Annotated in this window: 25 protein-coding genes; 20 read left to right on the forward strand and 5 right to left on the reverse strand. The window is 47.9% G+C overall.

Annotated features, from left to right (window positions below):
- Positions 1–28: 28 nt before the first annotated feature.
- The 20 genes from gspE to U1F02_RS11395 all read left to right on the forward strand — a co-directional run bounded on the left by gspE (position 29) and on the right by U1F02_RS11395 (position 19,549).
- On the forward strand, positions 29–1,504 hold the full coding sequence (gene gspE / locus U1F02_RS11300) for a type II secretion system ATPase GspE (protein WP_409990572.1): 1,476 nt from the start codon (positions 29–31) through the stop codon (positions 1,502–1,504).
- 20 nt (positions 1,505–1,524) lie between these two features.
- Entirely contained in the window at positions 1,525–2,760 is a 1,236-nt protein-coding gene (gene gspF, locus U1F02_RS11305; RefSeq protein WP_409990498.1) for a type II secretion system inner membrane protein GspF, read from the forward strand.
- A 55-nt stretch (positions 2,761–2,815) separates the two neighbouring features.
- Complete coding sequence (gene gspG, locus U1F02_RS11310) at positions 2,816–3,289, forward strand: type II secretion system major pseudopilin GspG (protein WP_409990499.1); 474 nt, start codon at positions 2,816–2,818, stop codon at positions 3,287–3,289.
- A 15-nt stretch (positions 3,290–3,304) separates the two neighbouring features.
- Entirely contained in the window at positions 3,305–3,889 is a 585-nt protein-coding gene (locus U1F02_RS11315; protein ID WP_409990500.1) for a type II secretion system protein, read from the forward strand.
- A gap of 1 nt (position 3,890) precedes the next feature.
- A complete protein-coding gene (gene gspI, locus U1F02_RS11320; RefSeq protein ID WP_409990501.1) occupies positions 3,891–4,349 on the forward strand; it encodes a type II secretion system minor pseudopilin GspI in 459 nt (152 codons plus the stop codon).
- Positions 4,342–5,052, forward strand: a complete 711-nt coding sequence (gspJ, locus tag U1F02_RS11325; protein ID WP_409990502.1) for a type II secretion system minor pseudopilin GspJ — start codon at positions 4,342–4,344, stop codon at positions 5,050–5,052. Before gspI ends, gspJ begins: the two co-directional genes overlap by 8 nt.
- Positions 5,021–6,058 carry a type II secretion system minor pseudopilin GspK gene (gene gspK, locus U1F02_RS11330; RefSeq protein ID WP_409990503.1) on the forward strand — a complete coding sequence of 346 codons (1,038 nt, stop codon included), beginning with the start codon at positions 5,021–5,023 and terminating at the stop codon, positions 6,056–6,058. Before gspJ ends, gspK begins: the two co-directional genes overlap by 32 nt.
- 154 nt (positions 6,059–6,212) lie before the next feature.
- Positions 6,213–7,517 (forward strand): type II secretion system protein GspL, encoded by a 1,305-nt coding sequence (gspL, locus tag U1F02_RS11335; RefSeq protein ID WP_409990504.1) that lies wholly within the window; start codon positions 6,213–6,215, stop codon positions 7,515–7,517.
- A 10-nt stretch (positions 7,518–7,527) separates the two neighbouring features.
- On the forward strand, positions 7,528–8,007 hold the full coding sequence (gene gspM, locus U1F02_RS11340) for a type II secretion system protein GspM (RefSeq protein WP_409990505.1): 480 nt from the start codon (positions 7,528–7,530) through the stop codon (positions 8,005–8,007).
- Positions 8,007–8,843 (forward strand): type II secretion system protein N, encoded by an 837-nt coding sequence (locus tag U1F02_RS11345; protein ID WP_409990506.1) that lies wholly within the window; start codon positions 8,007–8,009, stop codon positions 8,841–8,843. The genes gspM and U1F02_RS11345 overlap by 1 nt, the downstream gene beginning before the upstream one ends.
- A gap of 70 nt (positions 8,844–8,913) precedes the next feature.
- The gene (locus U1F02_RS11350) at positions 8,914–9,909 is read left to right on the forward strand and encodes an FAD:protein FMN transferase (protein WP_409990507.1); all 996 of its coding nucleotides are present in this window, start codon (positions 8,914–8,916) and stop codon (positions 9,907–9,909) included.
- A 202-nt stretch (positions 9,910–10,111) separates the two neighbouring features.
- Positions 10,112–10,693, forward strand: a complete 582-nt coding sequence (locus tag U1F02_RS11355) for an AraC family transcriptional regulator (RefSeq protein ID WP_409990508.1) — start codon at positions 10,112–10,114, stop codon at positions 10,691–10,693.
- 11 nt (positions 10,694–10,704) lie between these two features.
- On the forward strand, positions 10,705–12,678 hold the full coding sequence (locus U1F02_RS11360; RefSeq protein ID WP_409990509.1) for a tetratricopeptide repeat protein: 1,974 nt from the start codon (positions 10,705–10,707) through the stop codon (positions 12,676–12,678).
- Between the two features lie 68 nt (positions 12,679–12,746).
- On the forward strand, positions 12,747–15,545 hold the full coding sequence (locus U1F02_RS11365) for a tetratricopeptide repeat protein (RefSeq protein ID WP_409990510.1): 2,799 nt from the start codon (positions 12,747–12,749) through the stop codon (positions 15,543–15,545).
- On the forward strand, positions 15,532–16,284 hold the full coding sequence (locus tag U1F02_RS11370) for a tetratricopeptide repeat protein (RefSeq protein WP_409990511.1): 753 nt from the start codon (positions 15,532–15,534) through the stop codon (positions 16,282–16,284). The genes U1F02_RS11365 and U1F02_RS11370 overlap by 14 nt, the downstream gene beginning before the upstream one ends.
- Positions 16,281–16,676, forward strand: a complete 396-nt coding sequence (locus U1F02_RS11375) for a hypothetical protein (RefSeq protein ID WP_409990512.1) — start codon at positions 16,281–16,283, stop codon at positions 16,674–16,676. The genes U1F02_RS11370 and U1F02_RS11375 overlap by 4 nt, the downstream gene beginning before the upstream one ends.
- A gap of 64 nt (positions 16,677–16,740) precedes the next feature.
- A complete protein-coding gene (locus U1F02_RS11380) occupies positions 16,741–17,406 on the forward strand; it encodes a MotA/TolQ/ExbB proton channel family protein (protein ID WP_409990573.1) in 666 nt (221 codons plus the stop codon).
- A 61-nt stretch (positions 17,407–17,467) separates the two neighbouring features.
- Entirely contained in the window at positions 17,468–18,013 is a 546-nt protein-coding gene (locus U1F02_RS11385) for a biopolymer transporter ExbD (RefSeq protein ID WP_409990513.1), read from the forward strand.
- Complete coding sequence (locus U1F02_RS11390; protein WP_409990514.1) at positions 18,010–18,555, forward strand: ExbD/TolR family protein; 546 nt, start codon at positions 18,010–18,012, stop codon at positions 18,553–18,555. The genes U1F02_RS11385 and U1F02_RS11390 overlap by 4 nt, the downstream gene beginning before the upstream one ends.
- Before the next feature lies 1 nt (position 18,556).
- A complete protein-coding gene (locus U1F02_RS11395) occupies positions 18,557–19,549 on the forward strand; it encodes an AgmX/PglI C-terminal domain-containing protein (protein ID WP_409990515.1) in 993 nt (330 codons plus the stop codon).
- A gap of 73 nt (positions 19,550–19,622) precedes the next feature.
- Here U1F02_RS11395 and U1F02_RS11400 read toward each other — a convergent pair whose 3' ends face one another.
- The 5 genes from U1F02_RS11400 to U1F02_RS11420 form a co-directional block, all read right to left on the reverse strand.
- On the reverse strand, positions 19,623–20,528 hold the full coding sequence (locus U1F02_RS11400; protein ID WP_409990516.1) for a glycosyltransferase: 906 nt from the start codon (positions 20,526–20,528) through the stop codon (positions 19,623–19,625).
- Positions 20,529–20,604: 76 nt separating this feature from the next.
- Entirely contained in the window at positions 20,605–21,630 is a 1,026-nt protein-coding gene (locus tag U1F02_RS11405) for a serine/threonine protein kinase (RefSeq protein ID WP_409990517.1), read from the reverse strand.
- An 8-nt stretch (positions 21,631–21,638) separates the two neighbouring features.
- On the reverse strand, positions 21,639–23,612 hold the full coding sequence (locus tag U1F02_RS11410; protein ID WP_409990518.1) for an alpha/beta hydrolase family protein: 1,974 nt from the start codon (positions 23,610–23,612) through the stop codon (positions 21,639–21,641).
- 89 nt (positions 23,613–23,701) lie between these two features.
- The gene (locus tag U1F02_RS11415; RefSeq protein WP_409990519.1) at positions 23,702–25,954 is read right to left on the reverse strand and encodes an Orn/Lys/Arg decarboxylase N-terminal domain-containing protein; all 2,253 of its coding nucleotides are present in this window, start codon (positions 25,952–25,954) and stop codon (positions 23,702–23,704) included.
- Positions 25,955–26,105: 151 nt separating this feature from the next.
- Complete coding sequence (locus U1F02_RS11420) at positions 26,106–26,516, reverse strand: hypothetical protein (RefSeq protein WP_409990520.1); 411 nt, start codon at positions 26,514–26,516, stop codon at positions 26,106–26,108.
- Between the last annotated feature and the right edge of the window lie 21 nt (positions 26,517–26,537).

Below are 26,537 nucleotides of genomic sequence, written 5' to 3' on the forward strand. Positions count from 1 at the left end.
CGCCCCCGTACATGCGCCCTCGGCTCCCGTGGACGACGATGAGGCGGACAGCTATCGCCTGCCGTTTAGTTTCGCCTCTGCTCACGGCGTTATGTTGGCTGATGCGGAGAGCAAACTCGTGCTGCATCGCCCCGGTTTAACGCTGGAAGTCATGTTGGAGCTGCAACGGTATTTGGGTGAAGATTTTCGCTTGGAAGAAATTCCAGCAGAGGATTTCCAAAAACGCCTGACCAAGGATTACCAAAGTGGTGACGGCGCTGCCCAGCGCGCGGTGGAAGACCTGGGTGCTGAATTTGATTTGTCGTCCATGGCGGAAGATTTGGCCGAGCGCACTGACCTGCTGGCTGGCGATGACGATGCGCCCATTATTCGACTGATTAACGCCATCCTCTCCCAAGCGGTGCGCGAAGGTGCTTCTGATATTCACTTGGAACCCTTCGAAGACCGCGTTTCGGTACGTTTTCGTATCGACGGTGTGTTGAACGAAGTGTTGTCGCCCAAGCCTGAATTGGCGCCGGTGTTGGTATCGCGTTTGAAGGTAATGGCGCGCTTGGACATCGCCGAAAAACGCCTGCCGCAAGACGGCCGTATTACGGTTCGCCTTGCAGGCCACGCGGTGGATATCCGTGTATCGACCATTCCTTCAGCCTTTGGCGAGCGCATTGTGTTGCGTTTGCTCGATCAATCGGCGGGGCATTTGTCCCTCGATCAATTGATGATGCCCAAGGCAGTACAAGAAAAACTCAGCCGCGCGCTGCTTAAGCCACACGGCATTATTCTGGTAACGGGCCCAACGGGTTCCGGTAAAACCACCACACTCTATTCCGGCCTCAGCCATATCAATAGCCGCAGCCGCAACATCCTCACCATTGAAGACCCAGTGGAATATTTGCTACCCGGTATTGGCCAAACTCAAGTCAATGCCAAAGTGGATATGACCTTCGCCCGCGGCCTGCGCGCCATTCTCCGCCAAGACCCGGATGTGGTGATGGTGGGTGAAATCCGCGATGGCGAAACCGCTGAAATTGCGATTCAGGCATCGCTCACCGGTCACTTGGTGCTATCGACCCTTCACACCAACACGGCGATAGGTGCGGTCTTGCGCTTGAAAGACATGGGCGTTGAGCCTTTCTTGCTCGCATCTAGCCTTGAAGTGGTTATGGCTCAGCGTTTGGTGCGTGTGCTGTGTAATCACTGTAAAGAATCTTATCTGCCGGTGGATTCCGAGCGCGCCATGCTCAAAATCCCGGAAAACACACCTATCTTCCGCCCCGTGGGATGCTCGCACTGTAATAACCAAGGGTATCGCGGCCGTAAGGGTATTTACGAGTTGATTGAAATTAATGAACGCTTGCGGCACCTCATCCACGAACAGGCTGGCGAGCAAGAGCTGCTGGCCGAAGCACGCAAACACAGTCTTTCCATTAGTGATGATGGTCGCCAGTGCGTTCTTGACGGTATCACGAGTATGGAAGAAGTCCTTCGTGTTACGACTCAACTCTAATGGGCGTTAGGTAATTACTTATGGGCGCCTACAGCTACAAAGCACTTAACGAAGCGGGTAAAACCGTTAAGGGCATATTGGAAGCCGACTCCGAACGCCATGTTCGCAGCCAGTTGCGCGCCAAAAAACTTAAGCCGCTGGAAGTGGAATCTGCCCACAGCCAAGCGCAAAAATCCAATGACGACAGCCTCAACCTGACAGGTTGGCGTAAACGCATGGGCAGCCGCTTGAGTCCGCGCGATTTGAGTATCATCACTCGCCAATTAGCGTCGCTCGTGCGCTCAGGTTTGCCTTTAGATGAAGCCTTGCATGCGACTGGAAAACAAGCCCATAAGCCGAATATCAAGCGCATCGTCCTGAGTGTTCGTACCAAGGTGTTGGAAGGTTTTAGTCTCGCGCAAGCCTTGGGTGAAAACCCGGCGGCCTTTAACGATATGTACCGAGCTTTGGTGCGTGCGGGCGAAAGCTCGGGCTATTTAGGGCCAGTGTTGGAGCGCTTGGCGGATTACACCCAAAGCAGCCAGCAAATTCAGGCGCGCATCAAAATGGCGATGATTTATCCCATCGTATTGCTGTTGATCAGCTTGGGGGTGATTACGGCTTTGATGGCGTTTGTGGTGCCAAAGCTAGTCGGCATTTTTGCCCACAGCCATCACGAACTTCCATTTCTCACCAAAGTGCTAATCGGTGTGAGTGGCTTTATCGTCAATTACGGCATTTTTATTGTGCTGGGCGTGATCGGTTTGGTGGTGGCTATCCGCAAATTGCTAAAAGTTGAGACCAACCTGCGGGCTTGGCATCGCTGGCAATTGCGCTTGCCGGTGATCGGCGAATTGGTTCGCCAGATAAACGCGGCGCGCTTTGCGGCAACCTTGAGTTTGCTGTCGTCCAGCGGCGTTCCTTTACTGCAAGCGCTGACGATTGCTGGGCAGGTAATGAGCAACCGTGTCTTGCAGGATTCCTGCGAGCAGGTAGTGAACGCGGTACGCGAAGGTAGCAGCCTTGCGCGCGCAATGGATAACGCCGGAACCTTCCCGCCTTTGTTAGTGCAGTTGGTATCCAGCGGTGAAGCCAACGGCACGCTCGCACAGCAGTTGGATAACGCCGCAAAAGACCAGGAACGTGAGCTGGAGCTGGTATTGGGCATGGCTATGGGTCTGCTTGAGCCGCTCACGATTGTATTTATGGGGTTTTCGGTGTGCTTGATTGTGATGGCGATCTTGCAGCCGATCTTCCAAATGAACTCACTCGTTTGACCGCAAGCGAGTTTTTTATTCAAACAAGATTTTAATAAATGTGTCAGGAGTTGTTATGCGTAATCTAGCGTCCAAATCATCCCGGGCCTTGAGCCGCCAAGGCGGTTTTACCCTTATCGAAATTATGGTGGTGGTCATCATCATCGGCTTGTTGGCGAGTGTGGCGGTGCCCACGGTGCTGGATCGTATGGAGCAGGCGCGTACTCAAAAAGCACGCGCGGATTTCAAATCACTGCAAACCGCCTTGAAGTTGTATCGCATCGATAACTTCACCTATCCCACCAGCGATCAAGGCTTGGATGCACTGGTTCATAAACCCACCTTGGCGCCTGTTCCTCGCAATTGGAAAAGCGGCGGTTATCTCGATCAAATGCAAATGGACCCTTGGGATCGCCCATACTTGTACATGAGCCCCGCCGAAAACGGCCATGACTATGACATTTACACCTTGGGTGCCGATGGCGTAACCGGCGGCGAAGGCCCCAATGCCGACCTGAGTGTGTGGGATCAGGTTGAGAAAGCAGAATAATCTGCGGTTGTTGCGGTGAGTCGGCGCGGGCGTCTGCAATCATCGGTTAGGGGGTTTACCCTGATCGAAATCATGATTGTGGTTTTTATTGTGGGCCTTATGGCGCTCACCATAAGCCTGTCCATGGGTGAGGATAAAAGCAAATCTGCACCGCGTGTTGAAGCGCGGGCGTTTATGCAAGCGGCGGGTTTTGCGAGTGAATACGCTGCGTTGAACGGCGAGGTGGTTGCCCTGTTTATCACGCGGCGCGATGGTGATGATTCGACTAACCACATCTGGTGCTACGACTGGAAACGTTTCCGCGACAGCGCTTGGGTCAAACTACCGGAAGACAGCTTGTCCGACCATTGTATGACCGAGCAGGTCCAGTGGGATTTAGTGGTGGAAGGTCATAACTATGTGTATGACCCGGATTTGGAAGTGCAGCCTCCCGTGTTGGTGTTCTCACCCAGTGGTGAGGCTACGCCGGTGGAAATGGCCTTGTTTGAGCAGGGTACAGGTGCGTCTGAAGCGCAGCATATTGAGATCGACATGATGGGTAACAGCCATTGGCGCGAAGAAGATGAAAACCAATCTTCCAGCTCATCGGGTTCCAATTAGCATGATCAAAATTCATAAATCCAAGCCGCAATCAAATGCATTTAACCGGGGTTTTACACTGGTGGAAGTCATGGTTGCGCTCATGATTGTGGCTATGGCCTTGCCAGCCTTGGTGATTTTGGTGATGTCGCAGGTCGATGGCGCCGCCCATATCCGCAACAAAACCTACGGCATGTGGATTGCGGAAAACGAGCTAACGCGGTTGACTTTGTTACAAAATAAAGAGCTGTTCCCAAACTACAAGTTGGCCGAAAAAGATGCCGGCAAAACCGAGATGATGGGGCTGCAATGGCAGTGGCAGGTTGCAACCAGCCCGGCGGAAGAAATTCCGGTACAAGGTATTGTTAAAATCGATATAGATGTGGGTATCGTCGGTGTTGCCGATGGCAATATCAAACCCGCACAAGGTTTAGATAAAGTAGATCCGCTGGCACATTTGACGGGATACATGAGTGAATAGCCCGCGCCGCGTTCAATACTCAGGCGCTACTGGCCAGCGTGGGTTTACCTTGCTGGAAATGGTGATCGCCATTGCGCTTTCGGCCTTGGTGGCGGCCATGGCTTATCAATCCTTTGATGGCGCGAGCCGCAATGCCGAGCGCACGCGCGATGTGCTCAACGAGGTCAACAGCCTCGATAAAGCTTGGCAGTTAATCGGGCAGGATATGCGCAATATCCTGCCGTTGAATCCGCAAATACCCAATCCGCAGCTTAAGTTCGAAGCCGCGAGTTTAAAAACCAAAGGTAAGGATTCCTTTCAGGTAATTATGATTTTTGCGCGCCGCGGCTGGGTTAACCCGCTCGGGCGTGTGCGCAGTGATTTGCAGCAGGTGAATTACCGCATTGCGGAAGGCAAGTTGTGGCGGGACTACCTACCCGAACGCAATATGCCGCTGGAAAACATCGACTTTGAGCGCGAGTCCTTTCACCAGTTGCTCATGGATAATGTGGTGGATGTGCAACTGCGTTTCCTGTCGCTCGGCCGTATCAAGGCCGACGGTAAAAGCGTGCTGGAAGGCAGCGAATACAGCCGTAATTGGGAGCCCATGTGGCCTCCGGTTAATGCTGGCGGCGGTCCATCCATGCCCGTTGCCTTGGAGATGACCATAGAACTTGAGGGAGGAGCGCGCAGTGTACGCCTGTTCGAAATCCCTCAAAAATAAGCAATATGGTGCCGTGTTAATCATGGTGTTGCTGATCGTCGCTCTGGTGGCAGGTTTGGGTATAAAGTTCGCAGGCGATTACCAGCTGGGCCTTGCCCGAGCGGAAGCTCGCTGGCACGGCGCGCAGGCGCGAGCTTATTTGTTTAGCGGCGAAGGTGCGGCGATTAAATTTTTAGCGACGGATGACGCGGCGGTAGATCACCGGCAGGAACTCTGGGCACAGCCGGTTCCGGTTGAGTTACCCGATGGCATGGGCCAGTTGTTGATTAGCTTGGATGACGCCAATGCAAAATTTAATTTGAACCGGCTGGCGCAGATAAAAGGCGATTTTAATAATCCCGGCAAGAGCCCGGAGCAGCGGTTTACGGCGGCGCAGTTGATATTTATCCGCTTACTGCAAGCCTTGCCCAATCCGCAAGACCCGCACGCAGCCTTGGTTCCGTCCCCGGAAGACGCGACCCAAATTCTGGAAGCCATTGTGGATTGGACGGATCAGGATAGCGATCCCTCCGGCGCGAGCGGGGCCGAAAATGATTATTACCTTGGTCAGCCAGATCCTTATCAGGCGGCCAACATGCCGTTTCGTAGCGTGGAAGAGCTGCAAATGGTTCGCGGTGTAACGCCGCAAATTATGCAAGGCTTGCGTCCCTATGTGACTGTGCTGGACGCGAGCGAGGTGCTGAACCTCAACACTATGCCGGAATTGTTGTTCCGGTGTATTAATGTGAATACCGACCTTTCACCGCTCAGTGAAAGCCAGGCTAAAAGCTTGACGGGCGAAAAGCCTTCCGCAGGCTTCTATGCTAATTTGGCTGATTTCAACACTAGCTTGAGCAAGGTGATTGGTGGGCAAGTGCAATTAGAAGGTGAGTTTGCTGTTGCCACCAAATATTTTTGGTTGACCACCGTGGTGCAAATCGGCGATCAACGTCGCACGGGCCGAAGCTTACTTTTGCGCGGTAGTCCGAGCTTTAAAGTAGTGCGCCGCGAAGAAGGCAACTTGTAATGAGTCGCTCGACATTACTGCGTTAAAAATCACTAAAAAATGCTCATTTACTATGTGTAAACTCCGCCTTTTTAGTAATTTTTGCCTTGTACTGTCATCGCTTGTTACTGCATGTAAGATGTCAATGAAAATAAAAATTCAGGGTAAGGGTTAAATGTCGCAACTTGTAGTGTCCATAGACAGTCGTACAGGCCTCCACCGCGCAGATGATCTTCGTTGGTGTTGGCTCAGCGAAGGCCAAGTGCAGTCATCTTCGTCTGGCAGCCTCGAAAGTTTGCGCGCGAGCTTGGATAACCTCACCCATCAAGCATGGCTATTATTGCCGGGTTCAAGCGTGGTCACGCGTGAGCTGGAATACACCGAGAAAGAAAAAAAACATCTGCGTAATTTGTTGCCCTTTCAACTCGAAGAATCCGTGATTGGCGATATAGATGAGCTACATGTCGCCATGGGCACGCCGCAAAACGGCAAAGTTGCCTTGGCCTACACCGACAAGCAGTGGTTGAAAACCATCTTCAAACAATTGGCAGATATTGGCGTTGAGATTACCCGTTGCTGGTCAGCGCCCTCGCTCTTGCCGCTTTCATCGCCCGCACCCGAAGCCCTCGAGCCAGTGTTGACCGAGGCCGAATCAACGTCTGAAAGTCTCGCCTTAAGTCCTTCCGCGATTTGGGTGTTGGCGCTGGAAAATGGCCAAGTGAATGTGCGGTTTGCCGAGCAGGAAGGGTTTAGCGTTCCCCTTAGTTTGCTAGCGCCTTCTTTGAACATGTTGGTCGAATCAAAAGGCTTGAAGGACAACTTGCCCATGCTGAGTTTGCGCGCGGCGCAAGAGTCCGAGCTAAATGCTCTGTACAAAAACCTTCCCACCAATCTTTCTGGCCGTGTGCAAACGCAAACCTTGGTTGATCCTTGGTTGTTAGATTTCAATGGCAATGCCATAGATCTTTGCCAGGCAGAGTTTTCGCAGCGCTTGCCGCTTGAGCGTTGGATGAAGCTTTGGCGTGGCGTGGGTGTGTTGGCCTTGGTGACTTTTGTGGCTTATGTGGGTGTATTGGGTTTCCAAATCGCCAAACTCAATAAGCAGAACATGCAGCTGCGCCAGCAAATGGAGGCGGTTTACCGCAGTGTTATCCCCAACGGCCAAGCGGACGATCCTGAAAAACGACTGCGCGTAAAAGTGCAGGCCATGCAGCCTAAAACCCAATCCGGCAGCGTAATGGCAACCTTGGCGGGAGTTTTACCGCTGATCTCCAATAACCCAGATGTGACGGTAAAAGTGATTTCCTACTCGGCGGATACGGGCGATATGTCTATCAGCGTTCAGGCGCACTCATTCAATACCATAGACGCGCTACGCCAGAGTATTTCGGCCCAAGGCTACACGGCAGAGCTGCAAGGCGTAAACGCTCAAGGTGACCTTAACACAGGTCGTCTCAAAATCAGCAAGCAGCAGCGCTAGGGGAAGAATCATGGAAAAACTCTTAAGTACCTTGTCCCAATACAACCGCCGCGAACAAGTGATGTTACTGGCGGGCGCATTGCTCATCGCCGCTTATGTAGTGTGGCTGGTTGTCTTATCGCCATTGAAGCACAAGCGCGATTTACTACTGCAAACGACGACTGCCACCCAGCAATCCTTAGGCAAGGTGCAATTGCTGGCGCGCCAGTATGAAGTCTTGTCACAACAATCCAATCAGGCGACCAGCGGGGGCGATATTAGCGGTCTGTTGGATGCCAGTCTGCGCGACAACGGCATCACCATGACCAGCTTTACCCCCGGCGCGGGCGGTGAAGTGCGTGTTCGGGTCGATCGCATCGCCTCAGACGTACTCATGCAATGGCTCTACGATTTGGAGTCGAAATATCACATCGCCATCCGCGAGCTGTCGATCACCGCCAGTAATGATCCGGGGCAGGTATCCATTAACCTGCGCCTCGTGAAGCCCTAATGCCCACCCTAGAAGACAAGGTTAACGTGTCCATGATGTTTCAGGCTGTATCACTGCCCAAGCTCAACGCCAGCAAAAAGTTCTGGATTAGTCTTGGGGTAATTGTTTGGCTCTACGTGGTGGTGAGCAACCTGCCCGCCGTATGGGGCGCTTACTTTTTAACGCGCGGTGGCGATATAGCTATGAATGGCGTTACCGGCACCCTGTGGTCTGGTCGGGCAAGTTTAGCGAGCATCAAAGTGCGTGGAATTGATCATTCCCTCGGTCAGCTCAGCTGGAAGTTGGACATGCTTTCGTTCCTGACGCTTAAACCCTGCGCTCAACTCACCACCCATATGGATAACCAAGAATTCGACGGCCGAGTGTGTGCCGCCGGTAAGAATGCTATCTCCGTAAAAGACGCCACCATCAGTTTCCCTGCCGCCTTGGTTCAACCCCTGTTGCCTTTGGCGATTGGTGGTCAGTTCGCTCTGAGTATTGATCATTTGCAGGTGGGCGATTTGCAGCTTTTAGGGTTGCGCGGCAAAGCCACCTGGACCGATGGCAAGATTTATAACGGCTCTAACTGGATGAACCTCGGTGTCTTGGGGGCAGACTTGGCAGACGACGGCAAAAAAGGCATGAACGCCCATATTTTCGATGTGAATAGCCCGCTGAAGCTGGATATGTCTGGCAGCTTGCCCTATCCAACCGGTGCAATCATCAAGGGCACTTTGGCTATGCCAGAACCTTATTTTCGCGAAATTAACGCGGGTGCATGGGTTTCTATGTTTGCCACACCGCAACCGGCGGATGCCCAAGGGAATCTTGTTTACGCGGTGGACTTAAACTTCTAGAAGCCTTCACTCGCTAAATCGTGCAACGGTCTCTTCAAAAATTAAAAAAGTGGTTAACGAAGGAGTTTGTGTGAAGCAATTGCGGGTTTTGTTGAGTACTTTGAGTTTGGTTGCACTGAGTCTACCGGCGACGGCGGGCTGGCATGGCGATACCCAGAATATTATGGGTACGGTCATCAATGTGACGGTTTGGCACCCGGACGACGATAAAGCCGAGCAAGCAATCGCGGCGGTTATGGCCGAGATGCACCGCATCGATCAGCAATACAGCCCCTATATTCCTACCAGCGAACTGTCGCGCGTCAACGAACTCGCCCCCAAATCCACCGCTAAAAATCCCATGCCGATTTCGGCCGAGTTGGTGAGCATTATCCAAAAAGCGGAGCACTACAGTGATTTGAGCGGTGGCGCGTTTGATATCACTTTCGCATCGCTTGCGCGTTATTACGATTATCGCAAAGGCTTAAAGCCTACCGACGCACAGTTCAAAGAGTTGGTTCCTCAGATCAACTACAAGTTCATCCACTTGGATGCCAAAAACAATACCGTCTATTTCGATCACCCCAAGGTTTACATTGATCTGGGCGGCATAGCCAAAGGTTTCGCGGTAGATCGCGGGGCGGAAATTTTGCGCCAATATGGCATCGCCAACGCCAACGTAAGTGCTGGGGGTGACAGCCGCGTGATTGGCGACAAACTTGGTAAACCGTGGCTAGTAGGGATTCGCAACCCGCGCGGGGAAGATAAGAACGCGGTGGCCATTACGCTGCCGCTGGAAAACTGCGCTATTTCTACATCGGGCGATTACGAGCGCTTCTTTATCGATAAGGATGGCCAGCGCGTTCACCACATCATCAACCCTAAAACCGGCAAGTCGCCCCACGGCATTATCAGTGTGAGCGTGATTGGTCCTAACGGTTTTGATACAGATCCGCTGACCAAAACCATTTTTATCATGGGGCCAGAAAAAGGCTTGGCATTGATCGACAGCTTGCCCGGTTTTGATGCAGTTGTGATCAAAGAAGACGGAAAAGTTCTTTATAGCAAAGGCTTAACGCCACCTTGATCACGAAATTGAACATTGGGTGGCAGAATTTTTAATTCAGTAAAAAACACCAGCTATTCTTACTCAGCGAATAACAGAAAAAGTTCAAAGGATGGCCGAGAGGCTAGGTTAAGTGTGGATGAAGTCACACTCAAATATCCAATTGGCTTCTAGAATTGCATCATCGTTAATAACAATCAGCACGACAAAGGGCGGGGCAGGCATGTTTAATCAATCGGTAAAATTACCGCTGTTAGGGTTCTTTTTTTCATTGTGCCTTGGTAATAGCGTAAACGCTCAAACCCCCGATCCAGTAAGTGCACCTAAACCAGCGACAGCGGAATCTGTCCAGCAACCGGCGGTCACCCCACAAGTTGAGAACCTTAAGGTTTCGGTTCTAAATTTGAATCGTGATTTATTGATTTTGGAGGAAGAGCTTCTCTATCCCCCGAGCAATCAGGTTGCCGTTTACCTCTCCATGAATATCGGCCAATTTTTCAATTTGGATGCGGTTAAGCTCGAAATTGATAACAAGTTAGTCGCCAGCGAACTTTATACTGACAAGCAAATTAACGCGCTCTACCGGGGCGGCGTGCAACGTCTATACATAGGGAACTTGAAAGCGGGTGAGCACGAAATCGCTGCCTTTTTTACTGGCCGCGGCCCCCAACAAGATTACAAACGCGGCGCAAAATTAGTGGTTAACAAAACCCAAGCACCGTTGGTACTGGAGCTAAAAATCATTGATTCGACAGCGCAACTACAACCCAACTTTGAAATTAAAGAATGGAAAGCTGAAGAGTGATGATGCGATCCATGAATTGGTTTAGCGCGAGATCACCGCGAAAAAAAGCCTTGGTCAGCTGTGTGGCTGCAAGCCTTTGCATATGGCCATTTTGCACCAGCCTTGCCGCAGAAAAGCCCAAGACTGAAGTGGCTGATCTGCGTTACGGCGTAGCGCTCTACCATTACTACCAGCAAGATTATATTCCTGCAATTACCGAGCTCATGGTGGCTGACGCGCGCGACGGGATTCACGGACACGGCAACAACCCAGAATTGATTGCCGGCGGTTTAAGTCTTGCGTTTGGAATGCAAAATCACGCCGAACAACTTTTTAAAAACCTCCTGCAAGATAACAGCCGCCCTCAAAGCGTGCGCGATGCAGCTTGGTTTTATTTGGGCAAATTGCAATACGCTAAAGGTGACTGGGCAGGTGCTGCGAATAGCTTTAACCGTGTGAGCGATAAATTTGGTTCAGTCGCGGAAATGCGCTCGTTACAAATTAACCTGCAAATCAAGCAAAACGATTTGGCGCCGCTCAGCATAAAAAAAATTGAGCAAGACAAACTGTCTCAATGGGAACCATACGCGCTTTACAACTTGGGCGCTGCTAATGCGCGCAATGGTGACTTAAAAACAGCGAAAGAATTTTTTAATGAATTAACCAACATTTCTTTCTCTGGTTTTTCATCTGAAGAAAGCAAGCAGTCACGCGTAGAATATTTAACGCTAATGGATAAAGCCCACACTGCGATTGGTTACGCGTATCTGCAAGACAAAAGTTATTCCGCCGCTATCGAAGAATTCCGTAAAGTGCGCTTGGATGGTATGGAATCCAATCAAGCGCTTTTGGGTTATGGTTGGGCGGCAATTGCGCAGGAAAAATACGCTGACGCAATTAAACCTTGGCAGGTTTTGCAGCAGCGCAGTTTATTATTTCCTGCTGCACAAGAAGCGCTTCTGGCGCTGCCCTTCGCTTACGAAAAATTAAACGCACCTGGCGATGCGCTGCGTGAATACGAGCGTGCTGAAACCCTGCTTGCGCAGGAAATCGGTTTAGTTCGCGACATGCGTGAAACACTCACGGCGGGTGAGTTATTAACCTTGGTCAGTAGCAAACCCGTGTCCACGGAAATGCTGAAAGAGCTGGAAAAGAAAAATGAACCAGGAACGCTCACCGCTTTAATTACGGATGACGGCCAAAACTGGCTGAAGCTCAGTGGCACCAGTGTCATCAAAACGCGTTCTATTTATTTGCGCGAACTCTTTGCGCAAAACGATTTCCAATCGGCAGTCCTGGATTTGCGCGATTTGTTGAAGTTGCAAACCTTATTAAAGGCGTGGCAGCCAAAGTTAGCTGCCTATCAAGATTTATTGCAACAAAAACAGAATTGGCGCCAGCAAAAAGAGCAGCAGCTTACGCAAAATGCATTGGTACAAAAGCAAGCGGATATGCAAAAAGAGCGCGATGCCTTGGCTGCGCGCATTAATATAATCAAATCTAACAACGACTACATGGCATTGGCTGATGCAAAAACACGTAAGTTATTTGCCAATGTTGAACGCTCTGTTGCAACCATAGAACGCATGAAAACCGCTGGTCAAGACACTAGCGAATATGAATCCAGATTGTGGGTGGTGCGCGGAATTTTGTTGTGGCGTGCCGCGCAGGATTTTTCGGCAAACTTGTCTGCGCTGGAGTCATCGTTATCGCAAATGGATGCTGCCATCGCAGTGTCTAATGCGAGCCAGGAAAAAATCGTATCAGTCATCGCCAAAGGGCAAGACCTTGCGCCAATGTTTGCGCGCATTCAATCCCAGCAAGCGCAAGTGGATAAACAATTAATTGAGCTCAATAACCTTATTGATGCTCGCGCTGAAAAATTGCGTAACAAAGTCGATGCTCAGCTTGCTGCGCACGAAAAGCGTTTGAATCGCTATTTGGCGCAATCTCATTTGGCAGTGGCGCGTTTGTATGACACGGCTTTGAGGAAGCAAGCACAATGAAACTAAAAAATTGGCTTGTGCGAACATCTCCTATTTTATGCGCTAGCGCTTTGCTGGCAGGCTGTCATATGTTCAGCCCTGATCGAAATGTTGGAAAAACCTTGGCGGATCTTCCCGCAGCAAGTTTGCCCGATGCAAAAAGTACCGTCGCCGTTATCGATAATAAAAAAATTGAAGCAACTTACCAAAAGGCACTGAGTGCTGCGGAAGATCCAATCCTTCGTCAACAAATTCTTGCTCGCATTGCGGATTTTGAAATGGCTCGCAGCGAGCAAGCCCAATTGAATGCAACGGATAATGGTCGCTATTTTGATAAGCCGATTGCGCTTTATCGCGAATTAATTGCGATGCAGGAAAAATCCGGCCAACCGGTAAAAGGTGTTGATCTCGATCAGCTGCGTTATAAGCTCGCGAAAGCCTTGTCGATGGATAGTCGCGCGGACGAAGCTGCTAGCGCGCTTGATCAACTTGCGAAAACGGCACCATCCTCAACCTATATGGGCGAAACGCAATTCCGTCGCGCTGAAAAAGCCTTTGCAGACGGCGATTACCTTGCTGCTGAAAAACACTATAAAAGTGTAGCGGACGATAAATCTAATCCTTTGCAACAAAACGCCCTTTATATGCAAGGTTGGGCGGAATTTAAACGCGCAGATTACGATGTGGCGTTGCAATCTTTCACCAAAGTTGCAGATCAATTGTTGTCCCTAGCAAAGAAGCCTGAAGATGTTGCGCAAGCTGTCGAGCAATTAAGTGGTGCGCAAAAAAATATGATGGAAGATACCTTTCATGTAATGAGTTTGTCGTTTTCCTACCTTGACGGTGCGCAATCGATTATCGATCTGCAAAAGCAAATGGGCGATCGCGTATACGAGCATTTACTTTACGAAAATCTTGGCCAGCTCTATTTGGAGAAAAAGCGTTTTAGCGACAGTGCGGAGACTTACAAAAGTTTTGTAGAGCATAATCCGCTTAGCAACTACGCGCCTGAGTTTTCCATCAAAATGATCGGCGTATATGAGCAAGGCAATTTCCCCAGTTTAATTTTGCCAGCTAAACAAGAATATGTTCAGCGTTACGGTATTAGCAGTACTTACTGGACACAGCGCAACGGGCTAATTGGTATAAGTGCGTTAAATTATTTACATAAATCATTACAAGAGTTGGCTGAGTACGAACACGCGCAAGCGCAAGAATTATCTGCCACCAATAAAACTGAAGCGAAATCCGCATTTAGCCGCGCCGCCAATTGGTATCGCGAATTCGTAGCCAGTTTTCCCAAAGATCCTAAAAATCCAGAAATGACATTCTTGCTTGCCGAGTCCTTAAGTGAGGCAGGAGATTATCCGCAAGCAATTACCGCTTACGAACAAGTTGCTTACCAATACCAAGATAAAGAGCACGGGGCCGATGCTGGTTATTCGATGGTGCTTTTGGCGAACGAAATGGCAACAGGTCAGGCTTTGGCCGAAACGCAAAAGGCATCCTGGCAAGAACGTAAAACAAACTATGCTTTGCGTTTTGCACAAGGTTACCCGGCTGATCCGCGAGCTGCAGCTGTACTGACGCAAGCCGCACAAGAGCTGCTAACGCAAAAGCGCTATGCAGAAGCCGCAACAGTGGCAGAAGAAATTATTAACCTGAAACCGCCAGCAGAAGCTAAATTGCAATTCACCGCGTGGCTGGTGTTAGGTCATGCAAGCTTTGACGATAAAAATTATGCCGGTGCCGAAAAGGCTTACTGGCAAGTGTTAAATCTATTACCGGCTAACGCACAAACACCAGGCGCTCCCACTGCTCAGCAAATGCGCGAACGTATTGCGGCCAGTATTTATCAGCAGGCGCAATCAGATTTGGCATTAAGCCAAAAAGACGATGCGATTAAAAAGCTTTTGCGAATCTCCGATGTTGCACCAGATACCGATATCGCCATCAAAGGGCGTTACGACGCCGGTGTGTATTTAATCGAACAACAAAAATGGAGTGATGCGGAACAGGTTTATTTGAGTTTCCGTCAGCAATATCCGAAACATGAGCTGACTGCTTCAATTCCCGCAAAAATGGTATTGATCTACCAAAACCAAAGTAAGTGGGCATTGGCTGCAAATGAATTGAGCATTATGGAACGCAGCAGCAACGATCCTAATGTTAAACGCCAGTCGCTTGCTATGGGGGCAGAGCTATACGAAAAATCTGGCAATAAGCCTATGGCAATTGAGCAATACCAACGCTACGCCAATGAATATCCACGACCCGTTGCCGAAGCGATGGAAGCGGAGTTTCACTTGGCGCAACTCTACGGTGAGCTGCAAGATACCAAAAAACGCCAGTATTGGTTGCAACGCATGATTGATGCCCACGCATCCGCCGGTTCACAAGCTAACGATCGCACCAAGTATTTAGCGGCTTCCGCAACGAATGAATTGGCTGATATTCCCTACAAAGATTTTGCAAGCACTCCGCTGACATTACCGCTTAAACAAAGTTTGCAACGCAAGCGTGCCGCGTTGGATAAAGCACTTAAGGCACAAGAAGCGGTGCTCGCTTTCGGTGTCGCAGAATTTACCACGCAGGCGAGTTACCGCATTGGCGATATCTATGCGCAGTTAAGTCGTGATCTTATGAAATCTGAGCGACCAACTAGCTTGGACGCAGCGGCATTGGAACAATACGATTTACTGCTGGAAGAGCAGGCGTTCCCATTCGAGGAAAAAGCCATTCAAATTCATCAGGCCAATGCCCAGCGCAGCAGTAAAGGCATTTATGATCAATGGGTGAAACGCAGTTTTGATGAGTTGGCGAAATTATTGCCAGCACGATACAAAAAATCCGAATCTGTATTGGAGGTGAGCAATGAAATTCAATAATCCATTGCTTGCGCTCTTACTCATAAGCGTTATTTTTAGTGGATGTAGCTCTAATTCCGAAAAGCCCATTAAGGATAAAAGCGACAGTGCAGCGCCTAAAGAAATAAAAAATGCAAGCAGCGAGCAGCCCGCAGCGAAACCTACAAGCGCTATAGTGCCGTCGAGTGTATTGCCGGTCGGGCCCGTTATGCCGAATCCTTACCTACAAAACCCACAAAAGTTAAGCGAGCAAGTAGAAGTTAATTTTCATGATGCTGTTGTCTCAATACAGCAAAAAAATTGGGATCGTGCAGAAGCTGTTTTAAAACAGTTAGCAGAAAAGAATCCTAAGCTGTCAGGGGTCCATTTAAATTTGGGGATTGTGTACCGCAATAAAGGCGATGCAGAAAAAGCAGCGGCGGAATTTAATCGTGCCATCAATGCAAATCCAAAAAATGTAGATGCTTACAACCAGCTTGCGGTGTTAAAACGCGAGGCTGGCGATTTCGCCTCTGCGGAAAGTCTTTACCAAAAAGCTTTGGGTGTTTGGCCTTTCTATCCGGAAGGTCATAAAAATATCGCGATTTTATATGATCTCTATTTAGGTAAGCCCGAACAGGCTTTGCCTCATTATCAAGCCTACCAGCAATTATTGTCGGCACCGGATAAACAAGTCGACAGCTGGGTAGCAGATTTGCAGCGCCGTTTGAACGGTGGTAAAGCCACTGAAAAGGCGCCGGAAAAAGAGGAGCAGAAATGATGCTTAAATTATTTGGCAGTCTTAGCAATTTTTTTGCAGTAATTTTGTTTACGTCCGCCGCTTATGCGCAAGACCCGGTTGCTGAAAAGAAAACGCCTGCAGCGGAAGCTGAGGCAAAAAAAGAAGCGCCTTCTCCCGCCAAAAAAAATGACCTTACGGACGCAAAAGCGCAGCCAGCAAAAAAAATGGTTCAAGATGCCACGATTAATCTGCAAACGACCATTACCGGCAATCAAGAACAGCCACGCGTGTTATATATTCTGCCTTGGCAATCACCCCAAACAGCAGATGTTGATTTCGAGCCGCTGGACAACCAACAAAAGGCAGTTTTTGGTCATGTAGAGCGCGAAGAGCTTAGGCGTGAACTTGAATCTGCAGGCGAATTGCAATAATTATTTCTAACTCGTTATTCATTTTTAACTATTTAATTTTAGGCGCAGGGGAAAAACTATGAACATGGCAACAGTTATTCGCTTCTTCCAAGATGGCGGAATTTTTATGTTCCCAATTGGATTGATTCTCATCGTAGGTGTTGCAATTGTGATTGAACGCTTCATTTTTTTAAGCAATGCGAAAAAGATGAACCGTGATGCCTTTGATCGCATTTTAGCGATGTTGCAGAAAAAGGATTATCAAGGTGCGTTGAACGTTGGCAAATCATCAGATGCCCCCGTTGCCAAAATAATCAGTGCAGGTTTGCAGCGCATGGCGCAATCCAGCCGTCGCGAAGATATTGAATTAGCGATGGAAGAGGGCGTGATGGAGGCAGTGCCTCGCTTGGAGCGTCGCACAGGTTATTTGGCCACACTTGCAAACGTTGCAACGCTTTTGGGTTTGCTGGGAACCATTTCAGGGTTGAGTGAGGCCTTCGGTGCTGTTGCTAATGCAGATCCTTCTGAAAAGGCCGCCATGCTTTCTGCCAGTATCGCGGTTGCCATGAACGCGACGGCATTCGGTTTGTTCACTGCAATTCCTTTGTTGCTTAGTCACTCATTTATTCAAAGCCGCACCTTGGAAATTGTGGATAGCTTGGAAATGGCGGGTGTGAAATGCATGAATATTCTTACCCACGCTCAAGACTTAATGGCTAAACAACGCGCTGAAGCTGGCTCATCTAAATAATGATTTTCCTGAATTGAATGAATTTTCTCAGAAAGTCATTATCGGTTAGAGGTAAACCTAAATGCGCCGATTAGCGAAAAGAAATGGCGAACACGCAGATGTCGATGTAACGGCATTTATCAATCTGGTTGTGGTGTTGGTTCCCGTTCTTCTTATGGGGATGGTGTTATCGCATATCACAGTGCTGGATTTAAAATTGCCGGATATCCCCGCTGCCAGCACAGAGCAACAGGAACCACCTGCGCAGCTGGAACTCATTATTCGCCCAGATTATTTTGATATTAACTACCCTGCGGGCATACGTTTGAAACGCATCGAGAAAACTGCGGCGGGTAAATATGATTACGAAAATCTAACCTTGTATTTGCAAGAAATAAAACGCCAATTGGGCGATAAAGGTATTCAAAAACGCGACATTTATTTGTTGTCAGAAAAAAATACCGATTATCAAACTTTGGTAACAGTAATGGATACTGTGCGTTCATATCGCACAGTGGTTGCTACGTCCGTCGTGAATGCAGAGCTTTTCCCTGAAGTTTCTTTAGGCGATGCGCCACCTCCCGGTGAGCAAACGCAAGCTGTTTCTGGTGAAGGAGCGCAGCCATGAAGAAATCCATGCGCGCAAAACGTATGGCAAAACATCGCCAACGTTTAAACGTTGTCCCAAAACTGAACTTGGTTCCTTTGATTGACTGCTTCACCTTGCTGATTTTCTTCTTGTTGATTAACTACTCAGCGGATGTGGAAATTTTGCATTCAGATAAGTCAATCAAGTTACCTGCGTCTATTTCAGAAACGGCTCCAGGCGAAACTGTTGTTATCACCGTCAGTGCTACAGATATTATTGTATCTGGGCAGAGGGTTGGGAGTATCGCCGATATGATGGCGAACACCGATTCAAAATTCGAGCCCTTAGAAACGGAGCTTAAATTTTTGGCGAGTCGTGCGGCTCCTTTAACGGAGAAGGAAAAAGCAGAAGGGCGTCCGATTACCATCTTGGGTGATAAAGCTATTCCCTATGAGCAACTTAAAAAAATAATGGCAACTTGTGTTGCGGCTGATTATCGAAATATCGCTTTAGCGGTTGCGCACAAAGAGGCTAGCAACAAAGTGATTGGCGCCGGCGGCAAACCCGCGAGCGGAGGTTGATATGACTACTTATGTAATGTCAACTATGCAGCTGCCTTGGTCGTTTGCGAATGACGATGCAAGATTTAAAAAAATCTTGTCCGTTTCCATGGCGATTTTTCTAGCCATTGCAATTCCAATTACCTTAACCAAGCTGCCGGAATTAACGCGCAAGGAAAAGGCAGACCTTCCTCCGCAGTTAGCTCGCGTTATGTTGGAGAAGCAAGAGTTACCTCCACCAAAACCCATTGAGCCACCGAAGGAAGAAAAAAAGCCGGAGGAAAAAAAGCCTGTTGAAAAGTTGCCGGAGAAAAAGCCCGTTACAAACAACACCAGCAAGCCAGTTGAAAATGCAAAAAATGTAGATTCAAAAAGCGATGCTGTCGCCAACGCAAAAGCGCAAGCGCAAGCGCAAATTTCTACATTTAAAGATGACTTAATGGAAATGCGCGAAGCTTTGCAAACCAGCGCGGTTGAAACTGCAAGTGCAACAGTGAGTAATGGCGCGGGGCAGGCGACTCAGGTTGATCGCTCAATGATCAATAGCGGCCAAACAAAAGGAAGTGGCGGCATCAACGTAGGTGCCTACGCCAGTCACGATGTCGGCGGTGTTGCGCTTTCGGGGCGCGAGACGACTAAAGTAAAAAGTGACTTGGCAAATGCTGGCAAAAAAGCGGCAGGTGCTACAGGTGTTGGTGGCGGCAATAGCGATGGTGCTGGTGGCGCCGCACGCAGTGAAGAAGAAATGCGTAAAGTTATGGAGCAATATAAAAGTTCTATTTTCTCTATTTACAACCGCGCGCTGCGTGACAATGCTGCATTGCAAGGAAAAGTTAAATTCAAAATGATCATTGATCCATCAGGACAAGTGGTCGAAGCCAGTATTGAATTTAGCGAGTTGAAAGATACTGCGCTTGAAGCAAAGCTTCTCGCAAAAATGAAGTCAATCACTTTCCCTGCAGCTAATGTGGTGCGAACCACTTTCTATCAAACCTTGGATTTCTTGCCTCAATAAATAAAAAAGCGAACCATTGGTTCGCTTTTTACACCAGGCTGCGTCCAGATGTAAATGACGTTGTTGATTTTTGCTATAGCAAAAATTCTGGAAATTTTTCTTTCAGTCTTCTGATAACGGTCTCTTGAGAACTGCTTAAATCGTTTTCAGCTTTTTTTGACAAAGCCCCAAGCTTTATAAGTGTTGATCTCAAGAGATTGCGCCGAGTGGCTCTAGTGACTCCATCGAAGTGATAAACGTCGGACCAATGTGTGAGAGGAATATTTTCGAAAGAGTACCCTAGCAGTTTTGATACTTCATGAATATGTGCGCCAGTGTCATATTCTTTTACGATGGGGTTTGCGGAGTCAAAAATTCTTCGGTCTATGATATGGGGATAGTTTCGAACACCTGGGATTCTTAATCTCTTAGAATAAATTTGTGTAAATTTTTTATTAACCAGAATTTTTCTGTATTCTCTTTTCGCTAAAAAGCTACCTCCATTTGCCAAAACCTCTCGGATTCTGCCTGTTCTAAGTAGCGTTAAAGGAATCCACATTCTCTCCATAAAATAGGTAGTCCCATTAGCTATCTTATGTGAAGCATTTGTCATCCATTCACCGGGGTGTATAAGTCCAGATCCGTACGCATCACTATTGTTTAGTTGAGCCACCATTTTTTCATAAATGTCCGGTTTTAAGATTTCCAAATCCGAATCAACAAGTAATAGTAGGTCTGAGTTAATGTTGTTAAAAACTAGATCTAATGTGGTTCCGTGTTGTTGAAGCGGAAGTCGAGCTAATTCTACTCTGTCGTTGTGGTTACTTTTTATCCTTAGCAAATATTCCCAGCTTCCATCTGTTGACTCGCAATCTATAACCAAAACATCAGCATCTGTATTTCGCAGAACAGAAGCTAATGCGAGTGCGGTGAATAGCTTGGTAGAGCAGTTAATAATGATTGCTCGTGTGGGTTTGTAAGGAAGAGTTCGTAAATCCATCTTAAATGCTTGATAGGTTGGTTTCGTTAACGATTGTGTTTTTAAGACCTATTAAATCACCGTCTAACGTCTGGTATTAAAAAATAGTTATTGGAGGCGCCTGCATTGCTGCTAGCTGTTCGCGCAATTCTAAAATATGTTGTGACCAATAATGCTCGGTATTAAACCAGGGGAAATAACGTGGAAAAGCGGGATCGGCCCAGCGTCGAGCAAGCCATGCGCTGTAATGGATGATGCGCATGCTGCGCAGGGCTTCGATTAGTTGTAATTCCGCTAAATCAAAATCGCAGAACTCTTGGTAACCATCCAAGATTTCACTTAGTTGTAAACGCTGGTTATCGCTTTCACTCGTGAGTAGCATCCATAGGTCTTGAACTGCGGGGCCGGTGCGTGCATCGTCAAAATCCACGAAGTGCGGCACGCCTTCTCGCCACAACACATTTCCGGGATGACAGTCACCGTGTAAGCGTATGGGTTTGTATTTCACGCGATTAAAGTGCGCGTCACACTGAACAATAATTTCGGCACCAATGTGTTTGTAGTTTTCTAATTGATTGGCAGGAAGGAAGTTATTGTTAATTAAAAACTCGTAGGAATCGCGCGCAAAAGTTTGTACTGTCATTGCGGGACGATGTTGGAACGGCTGCGCTTGCCCCATGGCATGAATGCGACCAAGGCAGCGGCCAATCATTAACAGTGAATCAAAATCATCTAAATTGGGCGCGTGGCCACCCTGGCGTGGGAAAAGTGCAAAATCAAAACCTTGATAGTGGTGCAGTGTGTTTCCTGAATCATCAATGAGTGGAGCGACTACAGAAATTTCCAATTCTTTGAGCGCTTGCGTGAAACTGTGTTCTTCTAAAATTTGTTCGCGTGTCCACCGTTCGGGGCGATAAAATTTTGCGATTATGGGTAAGCTGCCTTCTATACCGACTTGGTACACCCTGTTCTCGTAAGAGTTTAAAGCTATGATTCGTGCATCTGTTAAATAGCCTTGTGATTCTATGGCATCCATCACCAGATCGGGGGTCAATCTTGCATAAAGATGAGTGTGCGCCGACGAGTCGGCGCTGGGTTCTTGCTGATTGATGATGTTAACCATGTAATTATCTATTTAAATTGAGCCTCAAAAAACTTTTCAACTTCTCGATGAACAATTTCAGAGTCTTTCTTGATGGTAAAAGGGTTGTGACCTGATTCTTCGAGTTTGATAAAAGTATAAGGTTTGTTGCTTTTGTCTAACGCCTTTACCAAGGTTTTTGCTTGGGCAAAGGGTACGATATCATCTTTTTCACTACCTATGAGGAGCAAGGGAGTATTTATTTTGTCTGTCAGCAACGCGGGAGAGTTGTCATCCAGCATTTTTTTGTCTGCAATTGGATCACCTATGCGTTGTATCGAATACTTTTCAAACAGTGCAGGATCATCTGCATCTTTTTTTCCTTCTGCAATGATATCGCGCAAATGAGTTACTCCATTAATGGAGACTGCGCACTTATACAAATCTGGTCGTTTCACTGCTCCCATAAGCGCTGAGTAACCACCGTAAGAAATACCTAATATTCCAATTCTTTTAGGGTCTGCATATCCCTTTTTAATCATGAAATCAGCGGCATCATCAACATCATCTTGCATGCGTTGCCCCCATTGTTTGTAACCCGCTTGCTCAAAGTTTTTGCCCAAGCCCACTGATCCCCTAAAGTTTGGCTTGATGACGATATATCCTCTGGTTGATAAAAACTGAGCGAAGCCATCGTAATTTGCTCGGTCGCGAGCTTGAGGACCGCCATGCGGCATGACGATTAATGGGTACTGTTTTCCAGATTGATAACCGGGGGGTAACAGCAAATATGCGCGAATTTTTTGTCCATCTCGTGTCACATAGCTCGCAATTGCCGCTGTTGCGAGGTTGCTCATGTTGATGGTGGCGGATGCATCTGCAATAGGGGAGAGCTCTCCAGTTTTGTAGTTATAAAGCAGGAAACTTAGAGGGTTGTCCGCACCGGAAACCGAAACAATAGCTTTACTGGAGTCAGTAGTTTTCGAATCTATTTTGAAATCATAATCTTTTAATTTTGACTCCAGTTGGTCGTAATTTTTTTGATTCTCAGGGTCAAAATATTTATGCCGAATATGGTCGCCATCCACCGTATAGCCGACAATTTGCCGTGATCCTCTATTGTTTATAGTTCCAACAATATCTTGGTCTTTAGCGCTCACAAATGTCTCGATTGTTTTTTCTTTTCGTTTGAATTTCACCAGCTCATAAAATCCAGTGTCATCATTCTTTTTACGATAAATCAAATCCTCTTTACTGAGCGAAACTAAACGCGCCTCTTTTAGCAATTCGTCTGTTTCTAATTCGCTCAAACGAAATGAATCAACAGTATTCCATCCATTTTCATTCACTCTCTCGAAAATAGTTATTTGTTTGAGGGAGGGTTTATAGTCCAAGCGGTAAAGCGGATTTCCAAAGTCATCATAAATAAATGCAAGTGTATGGTTGCCGGCTGTAGCGAGTTTTTCACTTGCTCCTGTGTATACATCAACTTTAAAAAGAGTAAGGCGTTCATCGACCCACGCTGTCATGGCAACATGAGATTCATCTTTGGGTAGATAAAAAGCATTCGCTAGATTAGTGTTCCCCTTTACAGAGCTTTTGTCATTTAGAAGCGCAACAGGATTTTTGAGATAAATGTCAGTAGATAATAACCGCGCATAAACCGCATAGTCGTTGATATCGAAGTCGGCTTTCGATTTCGACATCCGTTCAACATAACTAAGTTCGAATGGAATCCAGACCTTTATAAGAAGGCGTTCATTGTTGGCCCAAGAAATAGCTTGTGCGCGAGTAACTTTATCGGACATTGATGCAATCAGGGGTAGCGAGGGTTGTTGTAAATCCCTAACGCTGACAATGCGTGCTCCGTCTTTATTCCAAAGTTGTGCTAAATAGTGGCCATCGGGAGAAATTACGGCATCAAGTAAATCAGGCTCTTTGAGGAAATCTTCGACGCTTGGTGCGGAATAACTGAGGTGGGAAAAAAACAAAATAACAATCGCAAATGCCATTTTTATATTCATAAAAACTCCTTGTTAATTGGGGATAATTATTATTTTAATTATCGAGCCTCTCTCCCCAAAAGAGAAGCTCGATCAATCCAAGCTAATTTCTACTGCTTCACACAATCCACAAAATATCCGCGCTTGCCATCAACTTCACGTTTCACTAACCCATGAACGTCGGTTTCAAAGCCGGGGAATTTTTCATTGAAGTCGCGAGCAAAACGCAAATAATCAACGATGGTTTTATTAAAGCGCTCGCCCGGAATTAACAATGGAATTCCTGGTGGATAAGGCGTTAACAAAATGGAGGTGATGCGACCTTCCAATTCATCAATGGGCACACGCTCAATCTCACGGTGCGCCATTTTCGCGAAAGCATCAGAAGGTTTCATGGCCGGTTGCATATCGCTCAAATACATTTCTGTTGTTAAGCGTGCAACGTCGTAGGCTTTGTAGAAGTCGTGAATTTGTTGACACAAATCGCGCAAACCCATTTGCTCATAACGCGGATTCGCTTGCGCAAACTCCGGCATGATGCGCCACATGGGTTGGTTTTTGTCGTAGTCGTCTTTGAATTGTTGCAGTGCGGCTACCAAGGTATTCCAACGGCCTTTGGTGATGCCGATGGTGAACATAATGAAGAACGAATAGAGTCCGCACTTCTCGATGATTACGCCATTCTCTGCCAAGTATTTGGTAACGATGGATGCAGGAATACCTGTCTCGCTGAATTGACCGTTTACAGACAAGCCCGGGTTCACGATGGTTGCCTTAATTGGATCGAGCATGTTGAAGCCCGGTGCTAATTTTCCAAAGCCGTGCCAATTGTCTTCGCTGCGCAACATCCAATCGTCGCGTTCGCCTACGCCGTCTTCTGCAAATTCATCGGGCCCCCACACTTGGAACCACCAATCTTGCCCCCATTCGGCATCCACTTTTTTCATGGCGCGGCGGAAATCGAGCGCTTCAAAAATTGATTCTTCTACCAGTGCATGACCACCGGGTGCTTCCATCATGGCTGCAGCAATATCACAAGACGCGATAATCGAGTATTGCGGCGATGTAGATGTGTGCATCAAATAAGCTTCGTTAAACGCATCTTGATCCAGTTTTACTTTTTCAGATTCACGTACAAGAACTTGTGATGCTTGTGACAATCCAGCCAACAATTTATGCGTGGATTGCGTGGAGAAAATCATCGACTCTTTTGCGCGCGGACGATCTTTTCCAATGGCGTGCATGTCTTTATAGAACTCGTGGAAGGTCGCGTGTGGCAGCCAAGCTTCGTCGAAATGCAGCGTATCAATTTTTCCATCGAGCATATTTTTCAGTGTCTCCACGTTGTAGAGAACACCGTCGTAAGTCGATTGAGTGATGGTTAAAATGCGCGGCTTTTTATTTGCTGCTTCGCGTGCAAATGGGTTTGCTTCGATTTTGCGCGCAATGCTTTCTGGTGTGAATTCTTCCAGCGGAATGGGGCCGATAATGCCGAGATTGTTGCGTGTCGGCATTAGGAATACGGGAATCGCGCCGCACATAATAATCGAGTGCAAAATTGATTTATGGCAGTTACGGTCAACCACCACAATATCGCCCGGCGCAACCGTTGAGTGCCACACCATTTTGTTAGATGTAGATGTACCGTTAGTCACAAAGTAACAGTGATCCGCGTTAAAAATACGCGCGGCATTACGTTCAGATGCGGCTATAGGGCCAGTGTGATCGAGCAATTGACCGAGTTCTTCTACGGCGTTACACACATCGGCACGCAACATATTTTCACCAAAAAATTGGTGAAACATTTGGCCGATAGGTGATTTCAAAAACGCCACGCCACCGGAGTGACCTGGGCAGTGCCACGAATAAGAACCGTCGTTAGCGTAGTTCACCAGTGCACGGAAAAATGGTGGTGCAAGGCCATCTAAATAAGATTTTGCTTCGCGAATAATATGGCGCGCCACGAACTCAGGCGTGTCTTCAAACATGTGAATAAAGCCATGCAGCTCACGCAAAATATCGTTAGGGATATGGCGCGAGGTACGCGTTTCGCCGTAGAGGTAAATAGGGATGTCGTTGTTCTTGTAACGAATCTCTTCCACGAATGCACGCAGGGCTTTAAGCGCTGCATCGGTTTCCTCTTCAGAACCTTCGCCAAACTCTTCGTCATCGATAGACAGGATAAAAGCGGAAGCGCGCGATTGCTGCTGCGCAAACTGCGACAAATCGCCGTAGCTGGTTACACCCAGCACCTCCATACCTTCTTTCTCCATAGCATCTGCAAGAGCGCGGATGCCAAGGCCAGAGGTGTTTTCGGAGCGGAAATCTTCGTCGATGATGACAATGGGAAAGCGAAACTTCATGGAAACCTCCAAATAGAGCAATTGCCCAAGGGCAGGTGCAGGTAAAGACGCCTGGGCAAGGTTGAGGCCACCGCTTGCGCGCCGAAAAGCTGGGATGCGAATTCTCGCAGAATTAGATGAAAGTTTGGGGAATTATTCTGTTCGAAAAGCCCTAGAGAGGCATTTTTTTTGATTTTGGACTTTTGGGAGTCTCCTGCGAAGGGTCTCCAAAAGGATAGGTGTACTGAGCTTCTTTCTGTTCGCGCATGTAAGTGTGGTTCCACCAGAGAAATAAGCCGGCGCAAAGCAACCCCCACACCAATAACCAATCCCAAAAGAGATAGGCAAAGAAAATAGGTGTTAAGAGCATGCCCACCCAGCCAGCAAGGGGTGCGAATCGGTCATTGATAATACTCGAGGCACATTGAGGTGGCATATCGAAGCTTCCTTTGGTGCATCCGGCCAGAGCAGTAATTTTACTGGCTGCAATCCCGCCGATGATGGGTAGCCCAAAGGTGAGACAGAAAAGAACCAAGGTACTAGCCACCACAATAAGTATTATCTTGATGTGCTTTGATTTCATTGTTCGCCTCAGATTCGCTGG

Origin of the sequence: Cellvibrio sp. (assembly GCF_046347455.1) — a bacterium.
In the GTDB taxonomy this organism is placed as follows: Bacteria; Pseudomonadota; Gammaproteobacteria; order Pseudomonadales; family Cellvibrionaceae; genus Cellvibrio.